At 65.2% G+C, this 22,606-nt stretch carries 24 protein-coding genes; 15 read left to right on the forward strand and 9 right to left on the reverse strand.

Going from position 1 to position 22,606, the window contains the following annotated elements; all coding sequences use genetic code 11:
* Positions 1 to 171: 171 nt before the first annotated feature.
* The gene (locus tag ACVOL0_RS13285; protein WP_481549504.1) at positions 172 to 531 is read right to left on the reverse strand and encodes a hypothetical protein; all 360 of its coding nucleotides are present in this window, start codon (positions 529 to 531) and stop codon (positions 172 to 174) included.
* Entirely contained in the window at positions 528 to 1,478 is a 951-nt protein-coding gene (locus tag ACVOL0_RS13290; RefSeq protein WP_481549505.1) for a hypothetical protein, read from the reverse strand. Before ACVOL0_RS13290 ends, ACVOL0_RS13285 begins: the two co-directional genes overlap by 4 nt.
* A 147-nt stretch (positions 1,479 to 1,625) precedes the next feature.
* On the opposite strand from ACVOL0_RS13290, the gene prmA reads away from it, so the two are divergent.
* From prmA to purD, 7 genes are all read left to right on the forward strand, one after another.
* Complete coding sequence (gene prmA / locus ACVOL0_RS13295) at positions 1,626 to 2,540, forward strand: 50S ribosomal protein L11 methyltransferase (protein ID WP_481549506.1); 915 nt, start codon at positions 1,626 to 1,628, stop codon at positions 2,538 to 2,540.
* A gap of 29 nt (positions 2,541 to 2,569) precedes the next feature.
* The gene (locus ACVOL0_RS13300; RefSeq protein ID WP_481549507.1) at positions 2,570 to 3,421 is read left to right on the forward strand and encodes a DUF3426 domain-containing protein; all 852 of its coding nucleotides are present in this window, start codon (positions 2,570 to 2,572) and stop codon (positions 3,419 to 3,421) included.
* Positions 3,422 to 3,520: 99 nt separating this feature from the next.
* Positions 3,521 to 3,793 carry a DNA-binding transcriptional regulator Fis gene (fis, locus tag ACVOL0_RS13305; RefSeq protein ID WP_057626401.1) on the forward strand — a complete coding sequence of 91 codons (273 nt, stop codon included), beginning with the start codon at positions 3,521 to 3,523 and terminating at the stop codon, positions 3,791 to 3,793.
* A 204-nt stretch (positions 3,794 to 3,997) separates the two neighbouring features.
* Positions 3,998 to 5,581, forward strand: a complete 1,584-nt coding sequence (gene purH, locus ACVOL0_RS13310; protein WP_481549508.1) for a bifunctional phosphoribosylaminoimidazolecarboxamide formyltransferase/IMP cyclohydrolase — start codon at positions 3,998 to 4,000, stop codon at positions 5,579 to 5,581.
* A gap of 22 nt (positions 5,582 to 5,603) precedes the next feature.
* Complete coding sequence (locus tag ACVOL0_RS13315; protein ID WP_481549509.1) at positions 5,604 to 6,431, forward strand: hypothetical protein; 828 nt, start codon at positions 5,604 to 5,606, stop codon at positions 6,429 to 6,431.
* On the forward strand, positions 6,431 to 6,841 hold the full coding sequence (locus ACVOL0_RS13320; protein WP_481549510.1) for a hypothetical protein: 411 nt from the start codon (positions 6,431 to 6,433) through the stop codon (positions 6,839 to 6,841). The genes ACVOL0_RS13315 and ACVOL0_RS13320 overlap by 1 nt, the downstream gene beginning before the upstream one ends.
* Positions 6,842 to 6,862: 21 nt before the next feature.
* Positions 6,863 to 8,149: a phosphoribosylamine--glycine ligase gene (gene purD / locus ACVOL0_RS13325; RefSeq protein ID WP_481549511.1), complete on the forward strand. Its 1,287-nt coding sequence runs from the start codon at positions 6,863 to 6,865 to the stop codon at positions 8,147 to 8,149.
* 196 nt (positions 8,150 to 8,345) lie between these two features.
* Here the strand turns inward: purD and ACVOL0_RS13330 are convergent, their stop codons facing one another.
* Positions 8,346 to 9,341, reverse strand: a complete 996-nt coding sequence (locus ACVOL0_RS13330) for an aldo/keto reductase (RefSeq protein ID WP_481549512.1) — start codon at positions 9,339 to 9,341, stop codon at positions 8,346 to 8,348.
* An 85-nt stretch (positions 9,342 to 9,426) separates the two neighbouring features.
* Between ACVOL0_RS13330 and ACVOL0_RS13335 the strand changes: the two genes are divergently transcribed.
* Positions 9,427 to 10,347, forward strand: a complete 921-nt coding sequence (locus tag ACVOL0_RS13335) for a LysR family transcriptional regulator (protein ID WP_481549513.1) — start codon at positions 9,427 to 9,429, stop codon at positions 10,345 to 10,347.
* 91 nt (positions 10,348 to 10,438) lie between these two features.
* A complete protein-coding gene (yccS, locus tag ACVOL0_RS13340) occupies positions 10,439 to 12,607 on the forward strand; it encodes a YccS family putative transporter (RefSeq protein ID WP_481549514.1) in 2,169 nt (722 codons plus the stop codon).
* A gap of 149 nt (positions 12,608 to 12,756) precedes the next feature.
* Here yccS and ACVOL0_RS13345 read toward each other — a convergent pair whose 3' ends face one another.
* Positions 12,757 to 13,959 carry an MFS transporter gene (locus tag ACVOL0_RS13345; RefSeq protein ID WP_481549515.1) on the reverse strand — a complete coding sequence of 401 codons (1,203 nt, stop codon included), beginning with the start codon at positions 13,957 to 13,959 and terminating at the stop codon, positions 12,757 to 12,759.
* A gap of 96 nt (positions 13,960 to 14,055) precedes the next feature.
* Between ACVOL0_RS13345 and ACVOL0_RS13350 the strand changes: the two genes are divergently transcribed.
* From ACVOL0_RS13350 to ACVOL0_RS13370, 5 genes are all read left to right on the forward strand, one after another.
* Positions 14,056 to 14,928, forward strand: coding sequence for a LysR family transcriptional regulator (locus tag ACVOL0_RS13350; protein ID WP_481549516.1), 873 nt, complete (start codon positions 14,056 to 14,058; stop codon positions 14,926 to 14,928).
* Positions 14,929 to 15,010: 82 nt separating this feature from the next.
* A complete protein-coding gene (locus ACVOL0_RS13355; RefSeq protein WP_481549517.1) occupies positions 15,011 to 16,900 on the forward strand; it encodes an MFS transporter in 1,890 nt (629 codons plus the stop codon).
* 96 nt (positions 16,901 to 16,996) lie between these two features.
* Positions 16,997 to 17,329 carry a hypothetical protein gene (locus ACVOL0_RS13360; protein ID WP_481549518.1) on the forward strand — a complete coding sequence of 111 codons (333 nt, stop codon included), beginning with the start codon at positions 16,997 to 16,999 and terminating at the stop codon, positions 17,327 to 17,329.
* A gap of 30 nt (positions 17,330 to 17,359) precedes the next feature.
* Positions 17,360 to 17,710: a CD225/dispanin family protein gene (locus tag ACVOL0_RS13365; protein WP_481549519.1), complete on the forward strand. Its 351-nt coding sequence runs from the start codon at positions 17,360 to 17,362 to the stop codon at positions 17,708 to 17,710.
* The gene (locus ACVOL0_RS13370) at positions 17,707 to 18,120 is read left to right on the forward strand and encodes a DUF2752 domain-containing protein (protein ID WP_481549520.1); all 414 of its coding nucleotides are present in this window, start codon (positions 17,707 to 17,709) and stop codon (positions 18,118 to 18,120) included. Before ACVOL0_RS13365 ends, ACVOL0_RS13370 begins: the two co-directional genes overlap by 4 nt.
* Before the next feature lie 145 nt (positions 18,121 to 18,265).
* On the opposite strand, the gene ampE is transcribed toward ACVOL0_RS13370, so the two are convergent.
* The 5 genes from ampE to ACVOL0_RS13395 all read right to left on the reverse strand — a co-directional run bounded on the left by ampE (position 18,266) and on the right by ACVOL0_RS13395 (position 21,787).
* Complete coding sequence (gene ampE / locus ACVOL0_RS13375; RefSeq protein WP_481549521.1) at positions 18,266 to 19,150, reverse strand: regulatory signaling modulator protein AmpE; 885 nt, start codon at positions 19,148 to 19,150, stop codon at positions 18,266 to 18,268.
* Between the two features lie 73 nt (positions 19,151 to 19,223).
* On the reverse strand, positions 19,224 to 20,129 hold the full coding sequence (gene nudC / locus ACVOL0_RS13380) for an NAD(+) diphosphatase (RefSeq protein WP_481549522.1): 906 nt from the start codon (positions 20,127 to 20,129) through the stop codon (positions 19,224 to 19,226).
* A 61-nt stretch (positions 20,130 to 20,190) separates the two neighbouring features.
* The gene (gene erpA / locus ACVOL0_RS13385) at positions 20,191 to 20,577 is read right to left on the reverse strand and encodes an iron-sulfur cluster insertion protein ErpA (RefSeq protein WP_481549523.1); all 387 of its coding nucleotides are present in this window, start codon (positions 20,575 to 20,577) and stop codon (positions 20,191 to 20,193) included.
* 32 nt (positions 20,578 to 20,609) lie between these two features.
* Positions 20,610 to 21,044: a bactofilin family protein gene (locus tag ACVOL0_RS13390; RefSeq protein WP_481549524.1), complete on the reverse strand. Its 435-nt coding sequence runs from the start codon at positions 21,042 to 21,044 to the stop codon at positions 20,610 to 20,612.
* A 2-nt stretch (positions 21,045 to 21,046) separates the two neighbouring features.
* A complete protein-coding gene (locus tag ACVOL0_RS13395) occupies positions 21,047 to 21,787 on the reverse strand; it encodes a DUF6776 family protein (RefSeq protein ID WP_481549525.1) in 741 nt (246 codons plus the stop codon).
* A 168-nt stretch (positions 21,788 to 21,955) separates the two neighbouring features.
* Between ACVOL0_RS13395 and ACVOL0_RS13400 the strand changes: the two genes are divergently transcribed.
* A complete protein-coding gene (locus ACVOL0_RS13400; protein ID WP_481549526.1) occupies positions 21,956 to 22,597 on the forward strand; it encodes a DUF4126 domain-containing protein in 642 nt (213 codons plus the stop codon).
* Positions 22,598 to 22,606 lie beyond the last annotated feature (9 nt).

Raw genomic sequence — 22,606 nt, forward strand, 5'->3', positions numbered from 1 at the left:
CCCCCCCCGCCGCGCCCGGTCGGGGGGGGGCCGCTCTCCGGGTCGCCCCCCTGCGGGGCTTGCCTTCGGCCCTACCCCGCCCGGCCCCCGTTCCCCCCCCCACTAAGGAAACACACGCGCACAAAAAAGGCGGGGATACCCGCCTTTTTTGTGCCTGATGCGAACGCCGGCTTACTCGGCGTCCACCACGCTGCCCTTGAGCGGCTCGGTGCCCAATGGCGAGGACGGATCAACCACTGTCACCGTTTCCACCGAACCATCCGGCCACACGATCTGGAAGCTGCTGCCTGGCTGCAAGGTGTTGAACGGCATGCCACTCTGCGCGCGATACACCGCCGCGGCCTGGGTGGCACCGGCACGGCGCAGGTCCGCATCGGATTTGACGCTGGTCAGCTTGACCTTGGACAGCGTTCGGTAGCGGTCTTCGTAGGTATCGATCAGCACCACGCCAACCGCACCTGCCGAATAGGCAACGAACAGCACCACCCATATCCAGAACTTCGCCCCGTGCATGAAACGACGGTAGTTCATCGCACACCTCGCTGCGCCTTGCGCAAGCTGTTGACCATTTCGTTCATCTTTTCCACACCCTGCCGCGGCACCGCAGCGTCGTAAACGAATGACTGAAAATCCTGCTGGGGATCGCGCGAACAGATCCCGCCATTGGCGCAATAGGCCACCATCAATGCACTGTTGGGCCCACACGGCAAACCGAGCTGGCAGGCAGCAACCTGCCATGCAAGCTGGCTGAACTGACTGCCGGCAACCATGCCCTTGTAGGCATCGTCGCCAGCGGCGGCGGTACCCATTGCGCCGGAAATCGCCAGGAAGGCTTCCGGGTCCTGCGAGGACTGCACCCGCTCCACCAGCTCACGCCGGTATTTGGGGCTCTCATTCAGGGGCTGCCCCATCGACAACAAGGCTGCCTCCGCTGCCAGATTACCGCCCTTGGCCGAGGCCAAGCGCTGCTGCAGCAGACGCGCGCGGCCCAGCCCATCGGCAGCGGTAAAGCCCGCACAACCCTGACGCACCTTGCCGCGTGCGGCCAGCATCGCGGAAATCGCATCCAGGTCCATGCGCTGCAATGCGGCGCTGTCCAACGCATAGCCCGCCGGGTCCATCGCGAACACACCGCAATAATCGTAGATGCGGCTCGCCATCCAGCCTGCCTCGGCATTGCCTGCATCCGCAGCGGCTTGCAGTTGCCGGGCATAGGCAAACAGATCGCTGCCATTCTCGAACGCAGCGCGCAGATCCAGCGGCAAGCCTGCCGCTACCGCGGTGGACTGCTCAGGCAGCGGCGCAGCGGCAGCCAAGGTCGGCGTGCCCAGCTCGGCAGCCGTGGCATCACCGGCCGCAGCAACCTCCGCGACATCCCCATGCAGGAGATTGCCGCTGCGAACACCCAGCGCAGTCATCAGCACTGCCGCAGGCAGCACCAATAGATACCAGGGTTTTCTGGCCAGCAACGAAAGCATGGGAGGGGGACAGCCTGCTGCGTAGTTACAGGTACGCGATTCTATCAATAGCGGCCGCCGCGGCGGATGAACCAGCCAGCTGAACGCGCAATTGGGGCCCGCCTCGTCTAGGATGCGTGCCCTGTCCCGCCGTTGCCGTACGCCGCCATGCCCTTCCTCGAATTGACCCTGCGCTGCACTGAAGCCACCCAACCCCGCTACGAGAACGCTCTCGATGACGTTGGCGCACTGGCGGTGACCATGCTCGACGCCGACGCTGATACCAGCAACGAGCGCGCGATCCTGGAACCTGGCGTGGGCGAAACCCCGCTGTGGAACGAGCTGACCCTGAGTGCGCTGTTCCCGGCCGACACCAATGCGCTGGCGCTGCTCGCTGCATTGGAATCCTTCGACCCCGGCCTGGAGTGGACCACCGCCAGCTTCCGCGCCGTCCAGGACGAAGACTGGGAACGCGCCTGGCTGGACCAGTTCCAGCCCATGCAGTTCGGCCAGCGCACCTGGATCGTGCCGTGGAACCACGAGCTGCCCGAGGCCGCGCAGGTCGCCGACGCCGCCATCGTGCGCCTGGACCCGGGCCTGGCCTTCGGCTCGGGCACCCACCCGACCACCGCGCTGTGCCTGCGCTGGCTGGACCAGCTCTCGGCCGAGGGCAAGCTGGCCGACAACACCGTGCTCGATTTCGGCTGCGGCTCGGGCATCCTCGCCCTGGCTGCGCTGAAGCTGGGCGCCGCGGCGGCCGTGGGCGTGGACAACGACCCGCAGGCGCTGATCGCCACCCACGACAACGGTGAGCGCAACGGCGTGCATATCGCCGCCTACCTGCCGGAAGACGAGCCGGTCGCCACCTATCCGGTGGTGGTCGCCAACATCCTGGCCTCGGCGCTGGACGCCCTGGCCGAACTGCTGGCCGCACGCGTCGCCGCCGGTGGGCAGATTGCCCTGTCCGGCATCCTGCACGGCCAGGAAGACGAACTGCTGGAGCGCTATGCGACCTGGTTCGACCAGCTTGAAGCCACCCAGGATGGCGACTGGATGCGCATCACCGGCGTGCGCCGTGCTTGAATGGGGCCAGTGCCTCAGCCTGCCCTGCCATGACTGACGAAACCACGCCCACCCAACCGTCCTTGGCGACCTTCCTGCAAGGTGGCGCCAACAGCGCGTCCAAGCCAGGCACGCCGGAGGGCGCGCCTGCGGCATCGGCCACCGATGACACGCAAGCCACACTGGCGCTGGATCTGCCCCTGCCTGCAGATCCAGCCGACGTGCTGCAGCCTGACCTCGAGCGGGCTGAAGTCGCACCGACTGACGCGTCGCAGCAGGAGACAGCGCAGGCCGAGCTCGTCATGCCGGAAACCACTGGCATCAGCCACAACGCCGGCAACGAGGACGCAGAACCGCCAGAAGACAGCGCGTCGCTGGTTGCAGCCGCGCCCAGCTTCGCGCGCGCGAACCGCGCGCATGCAACGCCACCCGCTGACACGCCGCGTTGGCAATGGGGCCTGGTGTTGGCATTGGCATTGCTGCTTGGCCTGCAGATCATTCTTGCCGACCGCGCCAGACTGGCCGCCGATGCAGGCACCCGCCCGCTGGTCAGCGGCCTGTGCGCTGTGCTGCGCTGCTCACTGCCGGCATGGCACGAACCCAGTGCGTTCAGCATGCTGAGCCGCGACATCCGCCCGGTTCCCGGGCAGGCCGGCGCCCTGCAGGTGCAGACCAGCTTCCGCAATGATGCCCGCTGGGCACAGGCCTGGCCGGCGTTGCGGCTGTCCCTGTCCGATGCTGACGGTCGAGTGATCGGCCGGCGCACCCTGCAGCCGGCCGAATACCTTGGCCCGGGCGCTGATCCGCTGGCGCGACTGGAGCCAGGGCAAAGCGCGCAGGTGTCGTTCCGGCTGCGCGAACCGGCCGCAGCCACGGTCGCCTTCAGCTTCGAATTTCAGTAAACACGGGACAATGGCGTGGCAGGCCGACGGCCCACGCGCTAGACTCCCTCCCCCATGCCGGGCCAACGCGTCCGGCTTTGCTGAACCCGGGAACTCTCCTTGAACGCTGCCCCCACCCGTCCTGACACCAGTCGTGGCGCTCCGAAGCCGCCGCTTCGCGAACACGTTGCCCAGTCCGTACGGCGCTACCTGCGCGATCTGGACGGCTGCGACGCCGACGACGTGTACGAGATCGTGCTGCGCGAAATGGAAATCCCGTTGTTCGTGGAAGTGCTGAACCACTGCGAAGGCAACCAGAGCCGCGCTGCAGCGTTGCTGGGCATCCACCGCGCCACCCTGCGCAAGAAGCTGAAGGAATACGGGCTGGCGTAAGCCCCGGGCAGTCTGTAGTGCCGAGCCATGCTCGGCAGAAGCGTTACCGGTAATCCCCGCCGTCGTACATTGCTGGGAAGGCCGCTTGCCGAGCATGGCTCGGCACTGCAGGCAGGCGTTCCGGCGTTACACATGCAACTCCCGGCCACGGATGTGACCGCGCGGCTACAATACGGGCCCGCTTCCGCTTCCCCCTGCCTCCCCATGTCTTCTGATCTGCTGCCCGTACGCCGGGCTCTGCTGTCCGTTTCCGACAAGACCGGCCTGATCGATCTGGCCCGCGCCCTCGCTGCCCGCAACGTCGAGCTGCTGTCCACCGGCGGCACCGCCAAGGCGATCCGCGAGGCCGGCCTGCCGGTCAAGGACGTCTCCGATGTCACCGGCTTCCCGGAAATGATGGACGGCCGGGTCAAGACCCTGCATCCGATGGTGCACGGTGGCCTGCTTGGCCGCGCCGGTACCGATGATGCGGTGATGGCCGAGCACGGCATCGCCGCGATCGATCTGCTGGTGCTGAACCTGTACCCGTTCGAATCGGTCACCGCCAAGGCCGATTGCACGCTCGCCGACGCGGTGGAGAACATCGACATCGGCGGCCCGGCGATGCTGCGCAGCGCGGCCAAGAATTTCGCCCGCGTCGCCGTGGCCACCAGCCCGGATCAGTACGACGCACTGTTGGCCGAACTGGCCAGCAACGACGGCAAGCTGTCCGCCGCCAAGCGTTTCGAACTGTCGGTGGCTGCATTCAACCGCGTCGCCCAGTACGACGCGGCGATCAGCAACTATCTGTCGGCCGTGACCGACACCAGCGCTGCGGTGCCGGTGCGCAACGAATACCCGGCACAGATGAATTCGTCCTTCATCAAGGTCATGGACCTGCGCTACGGCGAGAACCCGCACCAGAGTGGCGTGTTCTACCGCGACCTGTATCCGGTGCCGGGCACCCTGGCGACCTTCGTGCAGCTGCAGGGCAAGGAACTGAGCTACAACAACCTGGCCGACGCCGATGCCGCATGGGAATGCGTGCGCCAGTTCGATGTGCCGGCCTGCGTCATCGTCAAACACGCCAATCCGTGTGGTGTCGCAGTTGCTGCCGATGTCGGCGCGGCTTACGAGATGGCCTACAACACCGACCCGACCAGCGCCTTCGGCGGCATCCTCGCCTTCAACCGCACGCTGGACGCAGCCACCGCCAAGACCATCCTCGACCGCCAGTTCGTCGAAGTGCTGATCGCACCGGATTACGAACCGGCCGCACTGGACTACGCCACCAAGAAGGCCAATGTGCGCGTGCTGCGCATCCCGGCCGGTGACGCGCGCAACAACTACGACACCAAGCGCATCGGTTCGGGTCTGCTGATCCAGAGCGCTGACAACCGCGGCATGAGCGCCGACGAACTGAAGACCGTCACCCAGCGCGCGCCGACTGCGGCTGAAACGCGCGACCTGCTGTTCGCCTGGCGCGTGGCCAAGTACGTCAAATCCAACGCGATTGTCTACGCCAAGGACGAACGCACGATTGGCGTGGGCGCTGGCCAGATGAGCCGCGTCTACTCGGCACGCATCGCCGGCATCAAGGCGGCGGATGCAGGTCTGGTCGTGCCGGGTTCGGTGATGGCATCGGATGCGTTCTTCCCGTTCCGTGATGGCCTGGACGCTGCTGCCGAAGCTGGCATCACCGCGGTGATCCAGCCGGGTGGTTCGATGCGTGACAACGAAGTGATCGCCGCCGCCGACGAACATGGCATCGCCATGGTGTTCACCGGCGTGCGCCACTTCCGTCACTGATTCCGTCACAGAGAGCTGGCATATGGCGACCAGGGTTTTTCCGCGTCTGATTTCCCTGCTCGCCGTCGCCCTGTTGGCTTCGTGCCAGCAGGGCACGCCCGCACAGGGCGACGCTCCGGCTGCGAAGCCCAAACTCAGCTATGAGGCCGGGGTGATGGCCGTGCTGCAGGAGCGCTACGGCAGCGCCGTGCAGTTGCAGGGGCAATGGGCTCAGCAACTGAGTGATGCCAATCTTGGTCAGGCACGGCCGGTACATCGCGATATCTGCGCCGACCAGAGCATCAGCGTGCAGAGCGGCAACTACCGCATGCTGGCGATCTGCACCAGCTACGACGACGCCAGCCCGATTGAACTGGGCAGCACCGATTTCATCGTCCTGCGCCGCGCCGCCGATGACGGCGTCAGCATCGCCGCCGAACTGCTCGGCCAGGGCAGCGGCACCGGCGGCAAGCCGGGCAGCGTGACCACGCTGCAGATGGGTGCAAACGCCTGGGGCTTCCAGGTCGACGACGAACTGGTGGTGGTCGGCGCAGCAATGCGCAATCGCGCCTGGTACGTATTCGACGGCAGCAACAAACTGTCCAGCGCAGGCTGGCTGCGCAGCCATCTGGATGATCGCAATGCGATTGACTGCAATGCGTCAGGCAACTGTTCGCACGGCCGCCTGGACCTGAACTTCGATGCCGTACCCGAAGACAGCCAGCCGCAGCTGGCTTACTGGCCGCTGCGCGTGCAGGAGAAAGGCCGCGGCTGTGCTGGCGCGGTGAACAAGACCCACAGCATCGCCTACGACACCGCACAATCGCGCTACCCAATTCCTTCCACCATGCAGTTGGAGGCATGCAGCTGATGCGCAACGCCATACTCGCAGTCACCGCCGGCCTGTGTGCCGTCCTGCTCACTGGCTGTGGCAACAGCACGCTGAGCGACGCCCAGCACACCGCGCTTGCCACGCTCGGCAAGCAGCTGCCTGCCCCCTACCGCGATGGACTGATCACCGCCTCGGCGCATCGCCATGGCGACGATATCGTGTTCGTGGTGAGCTTTCCCGGCGCCAGCGTGGCCATGGCCAAGGCCAAGCCGGACGTGTTCGACGCATTGCGCCGTGACGAGGACGAAGCCATCGCCGAGCTGTGCAGGGAACCTGCACTGCAGCCGGTCTATGCCGCTGGCGGCGGCGTACGCCGGCGCTTTGTGGATGCCAGTGGCGCGACGTTCTTCGAAGTCACGCTGAAAGCCTCCCATTGCCTTCCCCATTGATGCCCCACAGGAACTGACCCCATGAAAATCCTCGTCATCGGCTCTGGCGGCCGCGAACACGCTCTTGCCTGGAAGCTGGCGCAATCACCGCGCGTAAGCGAAGTGATCGTCGCCCCCGGCAATGCTGGCAGCGCCACCGAAGGCAAGTGCCGCAATGTCGCGATCAAGGTCAACGACATCGAAGGCCTGCTGAAGCTGGCACAGGACGAAGCCGTGGGCCTGACCGTGGTTGGCCCGGAAGTACCGCTGGTGCTGGGCGTGGTGGATCGCTTCCGTGAAGCCGGCCTGCGCATCTTCGGGCCGACCGCTGCTGCCGCGCAGCTGGAAGGCAGCAAGGCCTTTGCCAAGGATTTCCTCGCCCGTCACGGCATTCCCACCGCGTACTACGCCGTGCATACGGAAGTGGACGCAGCGCTGGCCTATCTGCATGAGAAGGGCGCGCCCATCGTGATCAAGGCCGACGGGCTTGCCGCTGGCAAGGGCGTGATCGTGGCGATGACGATGGAAGAAGCCGAAGCCGCCGTGCATGACATGCTCAGCGGCAACGCCTTCGGCGATGCTGGCGCACGCGTGGTGATCGAGGAGTTCCTCGAAGGCGAGGAAGCCAGCTTCATCTCGATGGTCGATGGCCGCATCGCGTTGCCGATGGCCACCAGCCAGGACCACAAGCGTGTTGGCGATGGCGATACCGGCCCGAACACCGGCGGTATGGGCGCGTACTCGCCGGCACCGGTGGTGACGCCGGAGGTGCATGCCCGGGTGATGCGTGAAGTGGTGGAGCCGACCGTGGCCGGCATGATTGCCGATGGCGTGCCGTTCACCGGCTTCCTGTATGCCGGTTTGATGATCGATGCCGACGGCGCGCCGAAGGTGATCGAATTCAACGTGCGCTTCGGCGACCCGGAGACCCAGCCGGTGATGCTGCGCCTGCAGTCGGATCTGGTGGACCTGGTCGAAGCGGCCATTGATGGCGCGCTGGCCGGTGTGGAAGCGCAGTGGGACCCGCGTCCGTCCTTGGGTGTTGTGCTGGCCGCCAAGCCCTATCCGGAAACGCCGATCACCGGTGACGTGATCAGCGGCCTGGCTGATGTACCAGCCAGCGCCAAGGTGTTCCATGCAGGTACTGCGCTGGATGCGGACGGCAATGTGATCAGTGCCGGCGGCCGCGTGCTGTGTGTTGCTGCATTGGGTGACAGCGTGGGTGATGCGCAGAAGCATGCCTATGCAGGCGTGGCCAAGATCCACTGGGCCAATGAGTTCCACCGCAACGACATCGGCTGGCGTGCGATCGCACGCGAGCAGCAGTAGGCACTGTAGTGCCGAGCCATGCTCGGCATGGGGCTCTACCGGTAACGCCACAAAACCTACCCCTCCCCAACCCTCCCCTGCACTGCGTGCAAGGGAGGGAGCGCAAACGGTAGTGCCGAGCCATGCTCGGCAGGAGCTCTACCGGTAATGCCTCAGCCGAGCATGGCTCGGCTCTACAGTTGAAGCCTGCCCGGTTTTACCGATGCACGCTGCCAATGCTCGCCGCCGGGTAGCGCAGGCCCGCTGCGGCATCCACCGGAAACACCGCGTCTATCCTTGCCAGGTCCTGCGCACTCAACACCACCTCCAGCGCGCCCAGGTTTTCTTCCAGATACGGTAGACGCTTGGTGCCCGGAATCGGCACCAGGTCCTCGCCCTGCGCCAGCACCCAGGCCAAGGCCAACTGCCCCGGCGTCACGCCCTTGTCGGCGGCAATCGCATTGACCTGCTCAACCAAGGCCAGGTTGCGGGCGAAATTCTCGCCCTGGAAACGTGGCGAGTTGCGCCGGTAGTCACCGTCCTCGAAATCGGCCGGGCTGCGGATCGCACCTGTCAGGAAGCCGCGGCCCAACGGCGAGTACGGCACGAAACCAATGCCAAGCTCACGCACCGTGGCCAGCACCTCGTTCTGCTCCGGCTCGCGCGACCACAGCGAATACTCGGTCTGCAGCGCGGTGATCGGATGCACCGCATGCGCGCGACGGATCGTCTCCGGTGCTGCCTCGGACAAGCCCAGGTAACGCACCTTGCCCTGCTCGACCAGGCGCGCCATCGCACCCACGGTGTCCTCGATCGGCACCTGCGGATCAACACGGTGCTGGTAGTACAGGTCGATATGCTCCACGCCAAGCCGCTGCAGGCTGGCCTCGCAGGCAGCCTGCACATACTCCGGACGACCATCGACACCGCGCGCCTGCGGGTCTTTGGCATCCAGCCGCACGCCGAACTTGGTGGCAAGGAACACCTGCGCGCGACGGTCGGCGATTGCCTTGCCAACCAGCACTTCGTTGGTATGCGGGCCGTACATGTCGGCGGTATCCAGCAACGTCACGCCACGCTCCAGCGCGCGGTGGATCACCGCAATCGAAGCGGCATCATCACCACGGCCACCATAGAACGCACTCATGCCCATGCAGCCCAGGCCAAGCGCGGAAACAGCAGGACCATTGCGGCCCAGAACTCGGGTTTTCATTGGCTACTCCAATGGGGGGGAAAGGACGGAGCCAACTGTAGGCCCTCGCCACTATGCCGATAAAGGCGGATACTCGGCATTGACCATGAAGCCTGACTTCACAGTAGACCCAAGCCTGTTGCCGTCCCTGGCGGCCTTCGCCTGCGTGGCCAGGCACGCCAGCTTCCGCCAGGCCGCTGTCGAGCTGGCGGTGTCGCCGTCGGCCTTGTCGCAGACCATCCGCAACCTGGAACGTCGGCTCGGCACCCGCCTGCTGCAACGGACCACGCGCCGGGTCGGCCTGACCGAAGCCGGCCAGCGTCTGTTGCTGGATACCGCCCCGGCGCTGGCCCGCATCGGTGAAGCGCTGCACGCGGTGGAAGCCAACCGCGATGTCGCCACCGGCCAGCTGCGCATCACCGCGCCGCGCTTCGCCATCGAATATCTGCTCTTGCCACACCTGCCCACCTTCCATGCCGCCTACCCACAGGTAGAGGTGGAGCTGGCGATGCAGGCAGCAATGGTCGATGTGGTCGGCGAAGGTTTCGATGCCGGCATCCGTCTGGGTGAATCACTGGCTGACGGCATGATCGCGGTGCCGCTGGGGCCGCAGCTGCGCTGGACCGTGGTCGCCGCGTCAAGCTATCTGGATCGCCACGGCACGCCGCAGACGCCCGAAGCCTTGCTCGGCCACGCCTGCATCCGCCACCGCAGCAGCAGCGGCCGGGTGATGCCCTGGGAATTCAGCCGCGATGGCCGTGACTTCAGCCTCGATGTGAGCGGCCCGCTGCTGCTCAACGACAGCACGCTCGCCCTGCAGGCCGCGCGCGATGGCCTTGGCCTGTTGCAGGTATTCGAGCCCATCGCCCGCGCTGACATCGACGCTGGCCGCCTGCACAGCCTGCTCGATGCCTGGCAGCCGCCGTATGCCGGCTTCCATCTCTATTACCCATCGCGCGAACAACTGGCGCCCAAGCTGCGCGTCTTCCTCGATTTCATGCGCGCCGCCAACGTAGCTGCAACGTGACCAAGCCGCTTCAGGACGGATCGCGCTTGCCTGCATCGCGATGGCACCGCAAGCTGACAGTCCATTGACTCCGCGAGCTTCCGCTTCCGGCATGCGCCGCATCGACCGTCACCTCGGCCAACTCTGGGCCCACGAAAAAGCCAGCTACGGGCTACGCGTGTTCATCGCGCTCACCGCCGCCATTGCCTATGGCTGGTACGACGGCCATATCGAAGCCATTCCCGGCCTGTTCCTGGGCATCATCGCCAGCGCCATCGCCGAGACCGATGACAACTGGTGGGGCCGCAGCAAGTCGGTGCTGCTGTCGCTGTTGTGCTTTGCCGCTGCCGCAGCGGCAGTCATCGCGCTGTTCCCCTACCCCGTTCCCTTCATCAGCGCGTTGGCGTTGACCGCCTTCGGCCTGACCCTGCTTGGCGCATTGGGCGAACGCTACGCTTCCATCGGCCAGGCCACGGTGACGCTGGCGATCTACGCGATGATCGCGATGGACCAGCACCACAACGTCAGCCAGCAACAAGCGCTGCGCGAGGTGATCCCGCTGCTGGTCGGCGCTGCCTGGTACGGCCTGCTGTCGATCCTGTGGACGGCGATGTTCGCCAACCGCCCGGTGCGCGAACGGTTGGCGCGGCTGTTCTTCGAGCTCGGCCATTACCTGCAGCTCAAGGCCGATCTGTTCGAGCCGGTGCGGCAAGGTGATCTGGAAGCGCGGCGGCTGGCCTTGGCCGAACAGAACGTGCGCGTGGTACAGGCGCTGAACATCGCCAAGACCGCCATCCTCAGCCGCTTTGGCCGCTCCGGCCGGCCCGGCGTGCAGTCGGGCCTGTACTTCCGCCTCTACTACATGGCGCAGGATTTCCACGAACGCGCCAGCTCCTCGCACTACCCGTACGAAGCACTGGCCGACGCCTTCTTCCACAGCGACGTGCTGTACCGCTGCCGGCGCCTGCTGTCACTGCAGGGCAAGGCCTGCCAGACGCTGGGGGAGGCCATCCGCCTGCGCCAGCCGTTCGACTATGGTGAGCGCACCCGCGTCGCCGGCCAGGACCTGCAGTCCTCCCTGCAATACCTGCGCGAGCAGCGCAATCCGCGATGGACGCGGCTGCTTGGCTCGCTGCAATTGCTGGCCGCCAACCTGACCAGCATCGAGCGACAGCTATCCGAGGCTGCGCTGGCCGATACGCCACTGGAAGGCATCGACACCCGCCTGCGCGATTCCTCACCGCACACCCTGCGCGAGATGGGCACCCGCCTGCGCCAGGCACTGACGCCGGGCTCGCTGTTGTTCCGTCACGGCGTGCGCATCGCATTGGCGCTGATCGCCGGCTATGCGCTGCTGAAGCTGGTCCACCCGGAGAACGGCTACTGGATCCTGCTGACCATCGTCTTCGTCTGCCGGCCCAACTTCGGTGCCACCCGTTTGCGGCTGGTGCAACGCATCGCCGGCACCCTGCTCGGCCTGGGCGTGACCTGGGCACTGATGCAGCTGTTCCCCGGCACCGGCCTGCAGCTGCTGCTGGCCTTGGCGGCGGCCTTGCTGTTCTTCATCACCCGTACCGACCGCTATCTGCTGGCCACGGCGGCAATCACGGTGATGGCACTGCTGTGCTTCAACCTGATCGGCAACGGCTTCGTGCTGATCTGGCCGCGCTTCCTCGACACCTTGATCGGCTGCGTGATCGCCGCCATCGCCTCGCTGCTGATCCTGCCCGATTGGGAAGGCCGGCGCCTGCACAAGGTGATGGCACAGGTGATCGCCACCAGCATCGCCTACCTGGACGAAGTGCTGGGCCAGTACCGCAGCGGCATGCGCGACGACCTGCCCTACCGCATCGCCCGCCGCGACATGCACAACGCCGACGTCGCGCTGTCGGTGGCCTTGGCAAACATGCTGCGTGAGCCGGGTTATGCGCGTGGCAACCTGGATGCGGGCTTCCGCTTCCTCGCCCTGTCCAACACTTTGCTGGGCTATCTGTCGGCGCTGGGCGCGCATCGCGCGCGGGCTGAAGCGGTCAATGAGGACGCGCTGGTTGCAGAAGGGCATCGGCAGCTGCAGCAATCGCTGGCGGCGTTGGCTGACGCCTTGGGCAAACGCCAGCCAGCGCAACCGCAGGAAGATGAGATCGCGCTGGCCGATGCGCTGGAGCAGATGCCGGACGAGACCGATGAGAAGTCGCGACTGGTACGCACCCAGCTGGCCTTGATGCTGCGGCTGTTGCCGAAGCTGAGGGCGGCGGCGGAAGAGGCGATGTTACCGGCGTAGTTGCGTTTGCCCCCTCCCTTGCGCAACGCGCAGGGGAGGGTTGGGGAGGGGTGCCGTTGATTTCGCTTCTGGCTTTACCGCAAGAGCGCAAATCCGTGCAGCACAGATCGCAGATGGTTCGTAAACAGAGGCATCACCAGCTTCGCGGCTTACGCCGCTCCCACAACAGCACGACGCACCGGCATGAAGTACACCAGCAGGCCGATCGCGGAGACCATGCCACCCAGCACGCAGACGCCGGTCCAGCCATACCGCGCCCAGGCCACCGTACTCAGCACCGAGCCGCTGGCACCGCCGATGAAGTAGCAGGTCATATACGCCGAGGTGATGCGGCTGCGGGCGCTTTCATCCAACTGGTAGATCACGCTCTGGTTGTTGATATGCACCGCCTGCACGGCGATATCCAGCAACAGCACGCCCACCACCAAGGCCGCCAGCGATACCGGCGAAAATGCCAGTACCAGCCACGACAACAGCATCATCAACAATCCACCGACGGCCACCGCGCGGCCATGGCCACGATCACTCAGCTTGCCGCCGCTGCTGGCAGCCAGCGCACCGGCCGCGCCGATCAAACCAAACAAGCCGATCGTGGCGATCGAATAGCCATAGGCAGGGCCGGACAACAGGAAGGCCAGCGGCGTCCAGAAAATGCTGAAAGCGGCAAACGACAACGCTCCCAACAGCGAGCGCTGGCGCAGCAGCGGCTCGTCGCGCAGCAATACCAGCACCGAACCGATCAGGCGCGGATAAGACAACGTGGCACTGGGCTGATGTGCCGGCAGCAGCCGCGCCAACACCACGGCCAACACCAACAGCGCCGTGCAGGCCACCCAGTAGATGGTGTGCCAGGAACCCAGACCGGTCAGCACACCGGAGGCGGTACGCGCCAGCAGAATGCCCAGCAGCAAGCCGGCCATGATGGTGCCCACCACTCGGCCACGACGCTCCGGCTCGGCCAGCCCGGCCGCGTGCGCCACGATGATCTGCGCCGCCACCGCGCTCAGCCCGGACAGCGCCGTGCCGACCAGCAACTGCAGGAAGTGCGTCGCGGTCGCGCTGATCGCCAAGCCCACCGCCGCCAGCACGAACAGCACGACGATCAGCCGGCGCCGCTCCAGCCTGTCGCCCAGCGGCACGATCAGCATCAGGCCAACGGCATAGGCCAACTGCGCCACCGTCACCGCCCAGCCAGCCTGCTCGGCGCTGATCCGGAATTCCTGCGCAAGGATCTGCAGCAAGGGCTGTGCGTAATAGTTGCCGGCCACGATCAGGCCGGTGGCTGCAGCCAGCAGCAGAACCTGGGCCTGGCTCAGGGGACGGTGTTGGGATGGGGATGCGGGGGTATTCATGGGGGAGACCACGGCGGGAACCGGGCAAGTCTGAGCCGCTTCCATCAATGACGCCAATGTATTGTTTTCATCCCATCCATCTGTTTCAGTGATGGCATGTTTACCCTGCGCCAGCTTGAATTCGCCGTCGCCGTGGCCGAGGAAGGCGGCTTCACCGCTGCGGCCACCCGCTGCCACACCGTGCAATCGGCGCTGAGCCACCAGATCGCACGATTGGAAGACGCCTTCGGCACACGCCTGTTCGAGCGCAGCCATCGCCGGGTACGGCCCACCGCCGCCGGTGAGGTCTTCCTGCACAACGCCCGGCTGACCCTGCAGGCGGCCCCGCGCCTGCAGGAGGAAATGGCGCTGACCCTTGGCACGGTGCGTGGCCGCATCAACATCGGCCAGATCACCTCGCTCAATGTCGTCGATGTACCGGCATTGCTGGCAGCGTTCCGGGCCGCGCACCCGGCCGTCGAGGTACACCTGAAAGCCGGCATGAGCGATGCGTTGCTGGCCGAACTGGAACAGGGCAGCCTGGACGTCGCGCTGGTCGGCGTAGGCCCGCAGATCACCCTGCCGCCGCAGCACCGGCTGCTGCACGAGGAAGGGCTGTCGCTGGTGATGCCCACCGATCATCCGCTGGCCAACCGCACGGCAATCCCGCTGCAGGCACTGCAAGGTCTGCCCCTGGCTGCCCTGGTGCCCGGTGCCGGGGTGCGGCGCATGCTGGATGACGCCCTGCGCGAACGCGGCATCCAGGCCCAGCTGCAATACGAGGTCACCCACAGCGAACTGCAGCAGCAGCTGGTCGCCGCCGGCCTGGCGGTGGCGGTGGTGCCGGACAGCATGGCTGCGCGCATGCAGCGAACGCGTGTGCGGCCGCTGGCCGAAAATTTCCGCTTCCGTACCTGCGCGGTATGGCGGGCCGATCCAACCCCGGCTGCACGCGCACTGCTGGGCCTGTTACCCGCCAACGAGGCGTGAGAGATATCAGCAATACACGCCTGGCTTGACCAATAGCGCCATGCGGTTCTGCTAATGTGCCGCGCAGCACCTAGGAGTCACGATGTCCGGCCACAATCAGTTCGCCCTGCTCAAGCAGCGCCGTTTCCTGCCGTTCTTCATTGTCCAGGCGCTGGGTGCGTTCAACGACAACATCTATCGCCAGGCGATCATCGGCCTGCTGTTCTATCTGGGCGTCAGCAGCGAAGAACGGACGCTGTACACCAATCTTGCACCGGCGCTGTTCATCCTGCCCTACTTCCTGTTCTCGGCGCTGGCCGGGCAGATCGCCGAGAAGCTGGAAAAACAGAAGCTCATCGTCATCACCACCACCATGGAAATCGTGGTGATGTCGCTGGCGGCGGTCGGCTTTCTCACCCAGAACATGCCGGTGCTATTGATTGCACTGTTCTGTACCGGCCTGCAATCGACACTGTTCGGCCCTGTCAAATACTCGGTACTGCCGTCCATCCTCAAGCCCGAGGAACTGACCGGCGGCAACGGCCTGGTCGAAATGGGCACCTCCATTTCCATCCTCACCGGCATGATCTCTGGCGGCATGATCTTCGCGCTGGCCGGTGCCCATGGGCCCATCGTCGCTGCCGTGGCCATCATCGCACTGGCAATGATCGGCAACTTCACCGCGCGCATGATTCCGCGTCTGGACGCCGGTGCGCCGGAACTGAAGATCAACTGGAACCCGATCAGCGAATCGCTGGTGGTGCTGCGCCTGGCCAAGAAGCAGAAGGCGGTACGCAACGCCATCCTCGGCGTGTCCTGGTTCTGGTTCTTCGGCACCGTGCTCACCTCGCAGCTGCCGACCTATGCGGTGGTGAATCTGGGCGGCGACGAGGTGTTGTACATCTTCGCGCTGGCGCTGTTCTCGCTGGGCACCGGCGTCGGCTCGCTGCTATGCGAGAAGCTGTCCGGGCGCATCGTCGAAATCGGCCTGGTGCCGCTGGGCGCGTTCGGCATGAGTGCGTTCCTGCTGGATCTGTATTTCGCCCGCACCGGCGCGGTGACCGTTACCGGGCTGGATGTTGCCGGCTTCATCCAGCAGCCCGGCAGCTGGCGCATCATCATCGACCTGCTTGGCATCGGCCTGTTCACCGGCTTCTTCGTGGTGCCCTTGTTCGCACTGATCCAGAGCCGCACACCGAAGTCGGAAATGTCGCGGGTGTTCGCCGCGCTCAATATCCAGAACTCCGGCTTCATCGTGCTGGCCGCGGTGCTCGGCCTGGTCACACAGAGCGTGTTCAAGTGGAGCATCCCGCAGCTGTTCCTGGCATTGGCCATCGCCAATATCGTGGTCGCGGTCTACATCTTCAGCATCGTGCCCGAGTTCCTGATGCGCTTCCTCAGCTGGGTGATGGTGCGCACCCTGTACCGGCTGCGGGTCAAGGGCGTTGAAGACAATGTGCCCGATGAAGGTGCCGCGCTGATCGTCTGCAACCACGTCAGCTACATGGATGCGCTGATCCTGTCAGCGGTGATCCCGCGCCCGGCGCGCTTCGTCATGTATTACCGGATATTCAACGTGCCGGTGATGCGCTGGATCTTCAAGACCGCCAAGGCCATCCCGATCGCCAGCCCCAAGGAAGATGCCGCGCTGATGCAGCGTGCCTTCGACGAAGTCGATGCGGCGCTGGCCGAAGGCGAGCTGGTCTGCATCTTCCCCGAGGGCGCCTTGACCAAGGACGGCGAGATTGCCGCCTTCAAATCCGGGGTGGAGAAGATCCTGGCCCGGCGCCCGGTGCCGGTGGTGCCGATGGCGCTGAAGGGCATGTGGTCCAGCATGTGGAGCCGCCGCGATAGCCGGCTGGGGCAGATGCGGGTGCCACGTCGCTTCCGCGCGCACATCGAGGTTGTCGCCGGGCCGCCGGTAGACGGCGCCCACACCGATGCCCAGCAACTCGAAATGCTGGTCCGCAAGTTGCGCGGTGACGAGGCCTGAGTAGGGGAACCACTTTCCAGAAATAGGACAAGTGGCTAGGCTAGCGTCCTATGTGTCTGCCGGGGACCGCGGCACAGCCAAGGAGCAAGGGGATATATGGACAACGCCACGCCAACACTGCCAGCCGTACCACCTGCGCCGCCAATCGCGCCGCAGCAGGTACACCATTACTACCATCCGCAGAAATCCGGCGGGATAGCAGCGTTGCTGGAAGTGCTGCCGGGGCTTTTCCAGGTTTTCGGCATTGGCCATCTGTACGCAGGCAACGTCGCCACCGGGCTGATCATCATGTTCGGCTACTGGGCAGTTGCCTTCGTCAACTTCCTGCTGTGCTTTGTCTTCATCGGCTTCATCACCTGGCCCCTATGCTGGGTCGCCACAATGATCATCTCGCCGCTGACTGCGGCGAATGCCTGCAAGTCACGCTAGTTTCCTCTTCTCCCTCCAAAGGACTTCCCAATGAATGACGTTGCGCCGCAGAGCACAAGCACGCCGAACTACCTGGTCTGGTCGATCGTGGTCACCGTATTGAACTTCCTGGTCTGCTGTCTGGCGTGCTGGAACTTCCCCGGCATCGTCACCGGCATTGTCGGCATCGTGTTCGCCTCCAAGGTCAACTCCAGACTTGCCGTCGGTGATATCGCCGGTGCCCAGGCCGCCTCCCGCAACGCCAAGATCTGGACCTGGGTAACCACCGGCTTCCTGATCCTGGGCGTGCTGATTGCCGTGGCCTCGCTGATCTGGCTTGGCACCGACGGTTACATGGACAAGGTCAACGAATTGCGCCAGCAGATCGAAGCGGCCGGGTGATAGCTGCACGGCCCTGGTTGCTGATCGCCACGCTCCCGGCCACGCTTGTGGCCGGGGCGGGCATCTGGGCGCTACGTACATTTGATCCCAACCTGCCGGGCAACCCGTTCCCGCCCTGCATGTTCCTGCTGGTGACCGGTCACTACTGTGCAGGCTGCGGCCTGACCCGGATGCTGCATGCACTGGTGCATGGTGACTTGGCCACCGCCATCCACATGAACGTACTGGGCATGCTGCTATTGCTGGCAACGCCCTTCACCGCGGCCTGGCTTGCAGGCTGGAAGCCAGCGTTCCTGCGCCCCATGGCCAGGTTGATGAGCTCGGCCTGGTTCTGGGGCGTGCTGTTCATCGGCTTCTGGATCACCCGCAACCTGCCTTGGTATCCATTCAATCTACTCGCGCCAGGTTGAAAGCCGGACGCGGTAAACGCGTAGCCCGGGTAAGCGCAACGCACCCCGGGGAGCAAATATCCAGTCTTAAATCAGGTTGTCGGTGAAGTGTCCCGAGTGCGCTGCGCTTACCCGGGCTATGGCCGCATCCAGACTGGCGGATGGCTCAGCCTACCCAGCCGGCAATCACCAGCAGCGCCAGCAAGGCCATCCACAGCAGCAACATGCGCCAGACCAGGCTCATCGCATCGCGCAGTTCCGGGTAGCGTTCGTCTGCCGGCACCTGCCCGGCCAGCCGCGCTTCCTCAGCCTCCTCGACCAGCTCGGCACCAACGCTGGCGCGTGCGGCCTCAGCCAGAAAACCAAGCTGCAGCGCCCAGCGGTTGCCCGCGGCGCGACGCCAGGCCGAAAACACCGTGTCGAAATTGCCCACCAAGGCCATCGACAAGGTCATCAGCTGCGCCACCGGCCACTCCAGCACGGCCAGCAACGTATCACCGGCACGTCGCTCTTCAGTGGACAGCAGCTGTGACTGCAGACCTTGCGAGGACTGCGCCAGCAGCCGGTACAACACCGCGCCCATCGGCCCCAGCAGCAGGAACCAGAACAGCGGTGCGAACCAACGCCGCAGTGCATTGATCGCAGTCGCCTCGACCAGACCCACCGCATCCTCGCGCATGCTGCCGCCTGCGGCCTGCAAGCGGGATGCCGCCATTGCGGCCGCAGCCCCGTCTTCGGCATCAATCACTGCTTCGACATCGCGATCCAGATCGCGCGGCCCCCAGCACAGCGCCAGCACCGCAACGCCAAACAACAACGCTGGCAGACCGAACAGACGATCGGCCAGGGCCCATTGCAGCAAGCCGATCAACACTACGCAGGGCGCAATCAGCAGCAACACGCTGTAGCGCGCAGCCGATTCACCCAGTTGCGCACGCAGCCAACCCAGGCAACGCCCAAACCAACGCCAATCGCGCAATGTGGCCAGCAGCGTGGGGGCCAGATGGCCGAGCACCAGTGCGGCGATTACCGCTACCAAGGTTGTGAACATGCGATCCCTCCGGCCTGTGATTGTAGGCCCTGCCAGCGCAAAACAGCCCGCTGAGCGGCTTGGCAGCTCACACTCACCGGGGCTGACTCTGGTACCAGTGCTCGATCAGGGTGCGCGCAATCGACAGCCGCGGCGGCAGCAGGATGCCCTGTCCGTCGTCGTTGTTCTCACGCTGCAGCGCCGCGCCGACCTCATCGGCACTGAACCAGCGCGCGTCTTCCAGCTCACCATCCACGGTCGGCAGGTCATCGTGCGCGCTGGCACGGAAACCCACCATCAAGGCACCCGGGAATGGCCACGGCTGGGTGCCCAGGTACTGTGCCTGGATCACCCGCACCCGCGCCTCCTCGAATACTTCACGGGCCACGGTCTGCTCGAAGGTTTCACCCGGCTCCACAAACCCGGCCAGCACCGAATAGCGGCGCGCGACCCAGCTGCTTTGCCGGCCCAGCAAGAGGCGGCCATTGTTTTCGACTGCGACAATCACCGCTGGGTCCACGCGTGGATAGTGTTCGGTACGGCATTGGTCGCAATGGCCAATGAAACCGAAGCGGCCAAAGCGCACCGCTGAGCCACAGACACCGCAGAATCGATTGCGCGAATGCCAGTACGACATCCCGCGTGCATAGCAGAATACGTCGGCCACCTCGGCCGGCCAGCTCACTGCGGCCTGGCGCAGGTCCATCCGCTGCGGTGCCTTGACCGTCAGCGTCGCCGCCTCGGCGACAAACCAGGCGCGGCCGTCGCGCAGGCCAAGGAAGATCGCCGTGCCCGGGCCACCGCCCAGATCGTTGCCACTGAACAACGCCGGCTGGCGGTCATCATCGGCAAACGCGGTGCCATCGACATCCAACACCAACACCTGCGCGCTTGGCCACAGCGCAGCCAACGCATCGGCGTCGCCCCGCAGGGCATCGGCACGGTCCAGGGGCGCGCCGACAAAGGCGTGCCCGGCAAAGCGGGATTCAGAATTCAGCATCCGCCAGAGCCTGACGACAAAGCAGCACAAGCGCAACCAGCCGCAGTACGGCCGGAACGACTTAGACCGAGAAGCTGCTACCGCAGCCGCAGGTGGTGCGGGCGTTGGGGTTGCGGATCAGGAACTGGGCACCGGTCAGGCTTTCGCTGTAATCCACCTCGGCCCCCATCAGGTACTGCAGGCTCAGCGGATCAACCAGCAGGGTGACGCCTTCGGTGACCACCGCCAGATCGTCGTCGGCGCGGTTTTCATCGAACTCGAAACCGTACTGGAAGCCGGAGCAGCCGCCACCCTGGATGTAGACACGCAGGGCGAGCGCGGCGTTGCCCTCGTCCTGGATCAGCTCACGCACCTTGGAGGCAGCCGCCGGAGTGAAATTCAGCGGACGGTCCAAGGACTGGTAATCAGGCGCCGGCTGCGCGCCGGGCAGGGAAACTAAGGTGCTCATGGCGCTCAGGATGGGGGCGGCAAGCCCCTGTTTCAAGCCGCAGTGGCTTCAGCTTTCTTGGACTTCTCAGCGATTTTGGCTTCCGGCGCCGGCAATGCGGCCATCGCCGCGGTGTGCAGCAGGCGGCCGTTGAGCTGCGCACCGGCGCTCATTTCCACCACCGTGTAGTGCACGTTGCCGGTGACGCGGGCGCTGGGGGTCAATTCGATCCGCTCGCTGGCATGGACGTCGCCTTCCATGCTGCCGCTGAGCACCACCACCGCGGCACGCACTTCACCTTCGATGCGGCCGTGTTCAGCCAGGGTCAGCATGGCCTTGGCGCCTTCCTCGGCTATCACCTTGCCGATGATGCGACCTTCGACGTACAGGCTGCCGCTGAATACCACGTCGCCGCGGATTTCCACCTGGGAGCCGATCAGGGCGTCCACGGCCAGATCGGTGTCGTGCTTGGACTTGCTTTTGAACATGTTTATTCCCCTCTGCCGTTGCCGGCGAGTTTCCAATCGAATGTCTGGTTGGAGCCCCCCCCGGATCCGGACAGGGAGACTCGCACACGTTGCGGTGTGAAATCCCGGGGCAGCATCACGCTACCGTCCAGTTGCTGGAAATAACGGAAGGAATAATCCTGCCCCGGCGCGCCTTTGCGCTGGTGTAGGTCATCCCAGCTGACCGTTGTCAGCTTTCCGTCCTTCACACCCTCAACCGAGAATCGCATCTGGCCCTGGCTGATCGCACCGCGATTGAGATTCTGGGTCAGTACCACGCTGTAATGCCAGGTGCCGGCTGCTTCCGGGGAAAACTCCACCGAATGGGTGTTCAGCCCCTTGCGCTGGCTGGTGGAACCCACTAGGCGCTCATAGAAGGCAACGTCGGCACGCAGGCCGGCAATCTCCTCGTCGCGCTCACCCAATGATGTCTGCACTTCGCTGTTGGCGGCGCGACTGATCTTGTCCGATGCCTCCAGCGTGGCCTGGCGCTGGCGCAGTTCTTCCAGCTGGCTGCGCTGCTGGCTTAGCAGGGCTTCGCTCTGGCGCAGCTTCTCGCGCATGCCGCCGGCATCGGGCGAGGCATAACGTGCCGCCAGCCAGCCAACCAGCAGCAGCGACAGCAGCCATGCTGCCGCCAGAACAGCAATCGGCACCCAGCCTGGGCGCGGGGTGGCACCACCACGCGGGGTGATCTGGAAACGTGAAGAAGGTCGGTTGGTCATGGCAGGCTCCAGTGCACCCGGTAGGGCGACACCCGTGCTCGATCTGGAACGACGGGCCAGTGTAAACGACAGCAATGCACACGCGCTTGCGCGCTGATGACTGGCATTCACCGCAGGCATGCTCGATAGTTGCGATCCTGCTCACAGTCTCCGGCCGGACTACCTCCCATGACCGAAGCCCACATATTCGTCATCGGCATCCTGCTGGCCTGGCTGGCCGGCATCCGTGTCTACCTGACCGTATTCGGCGTTGGCATGGCCGGGCTGATGGGTTGGGTGGACCTTCCGCCGGCGCTGCAGGCCACCGAGTCCTGGTGGGTGCTGGGCACTTCCGGCGCCTTGGCCGTGGCCGAATTCTTCGCCGACAAGATCCCCGGCGTGGATTCGATCTGGGATCTGCTGCAGACCTTGGCGCGGGTTCCGGCCGGCGCCTTTCTCGCCGCTGCCACCCTGTCACCCAATGGCGAGCTGAGCACCGGCGTATTGGCAGCCGGTGCCGGCATCGCGCTGACCAGCCACGGCCTGAAAGCCGGCACCCGCGCCCTGCTCAACACCTCACCGGAACCTGCCAGCAACTGGATGGCCTCATTTGCCGAGGACAGCGTGGTGATCGGCACTTTGGCGCTGGCACTGGCACACCCGTGGCTGGCGCTGATCTTCGTACTCAGCGCCAGCATCATTGGCGCACTGGCGGTATGGCTGGTGTGGCGCATGCTGTGGCGCGGGCTCAAGCGCATGTTCGCCAGCACCGACGCGCCAGCTTCGGCAATGCCAGCGCCTGGCGATCGCTCGCTGCCGCCCGCTCCCTGACCACATAAT

Source organism: Stenotrophomonas sp. STEN021 (genome assembly GCF_056760175.1).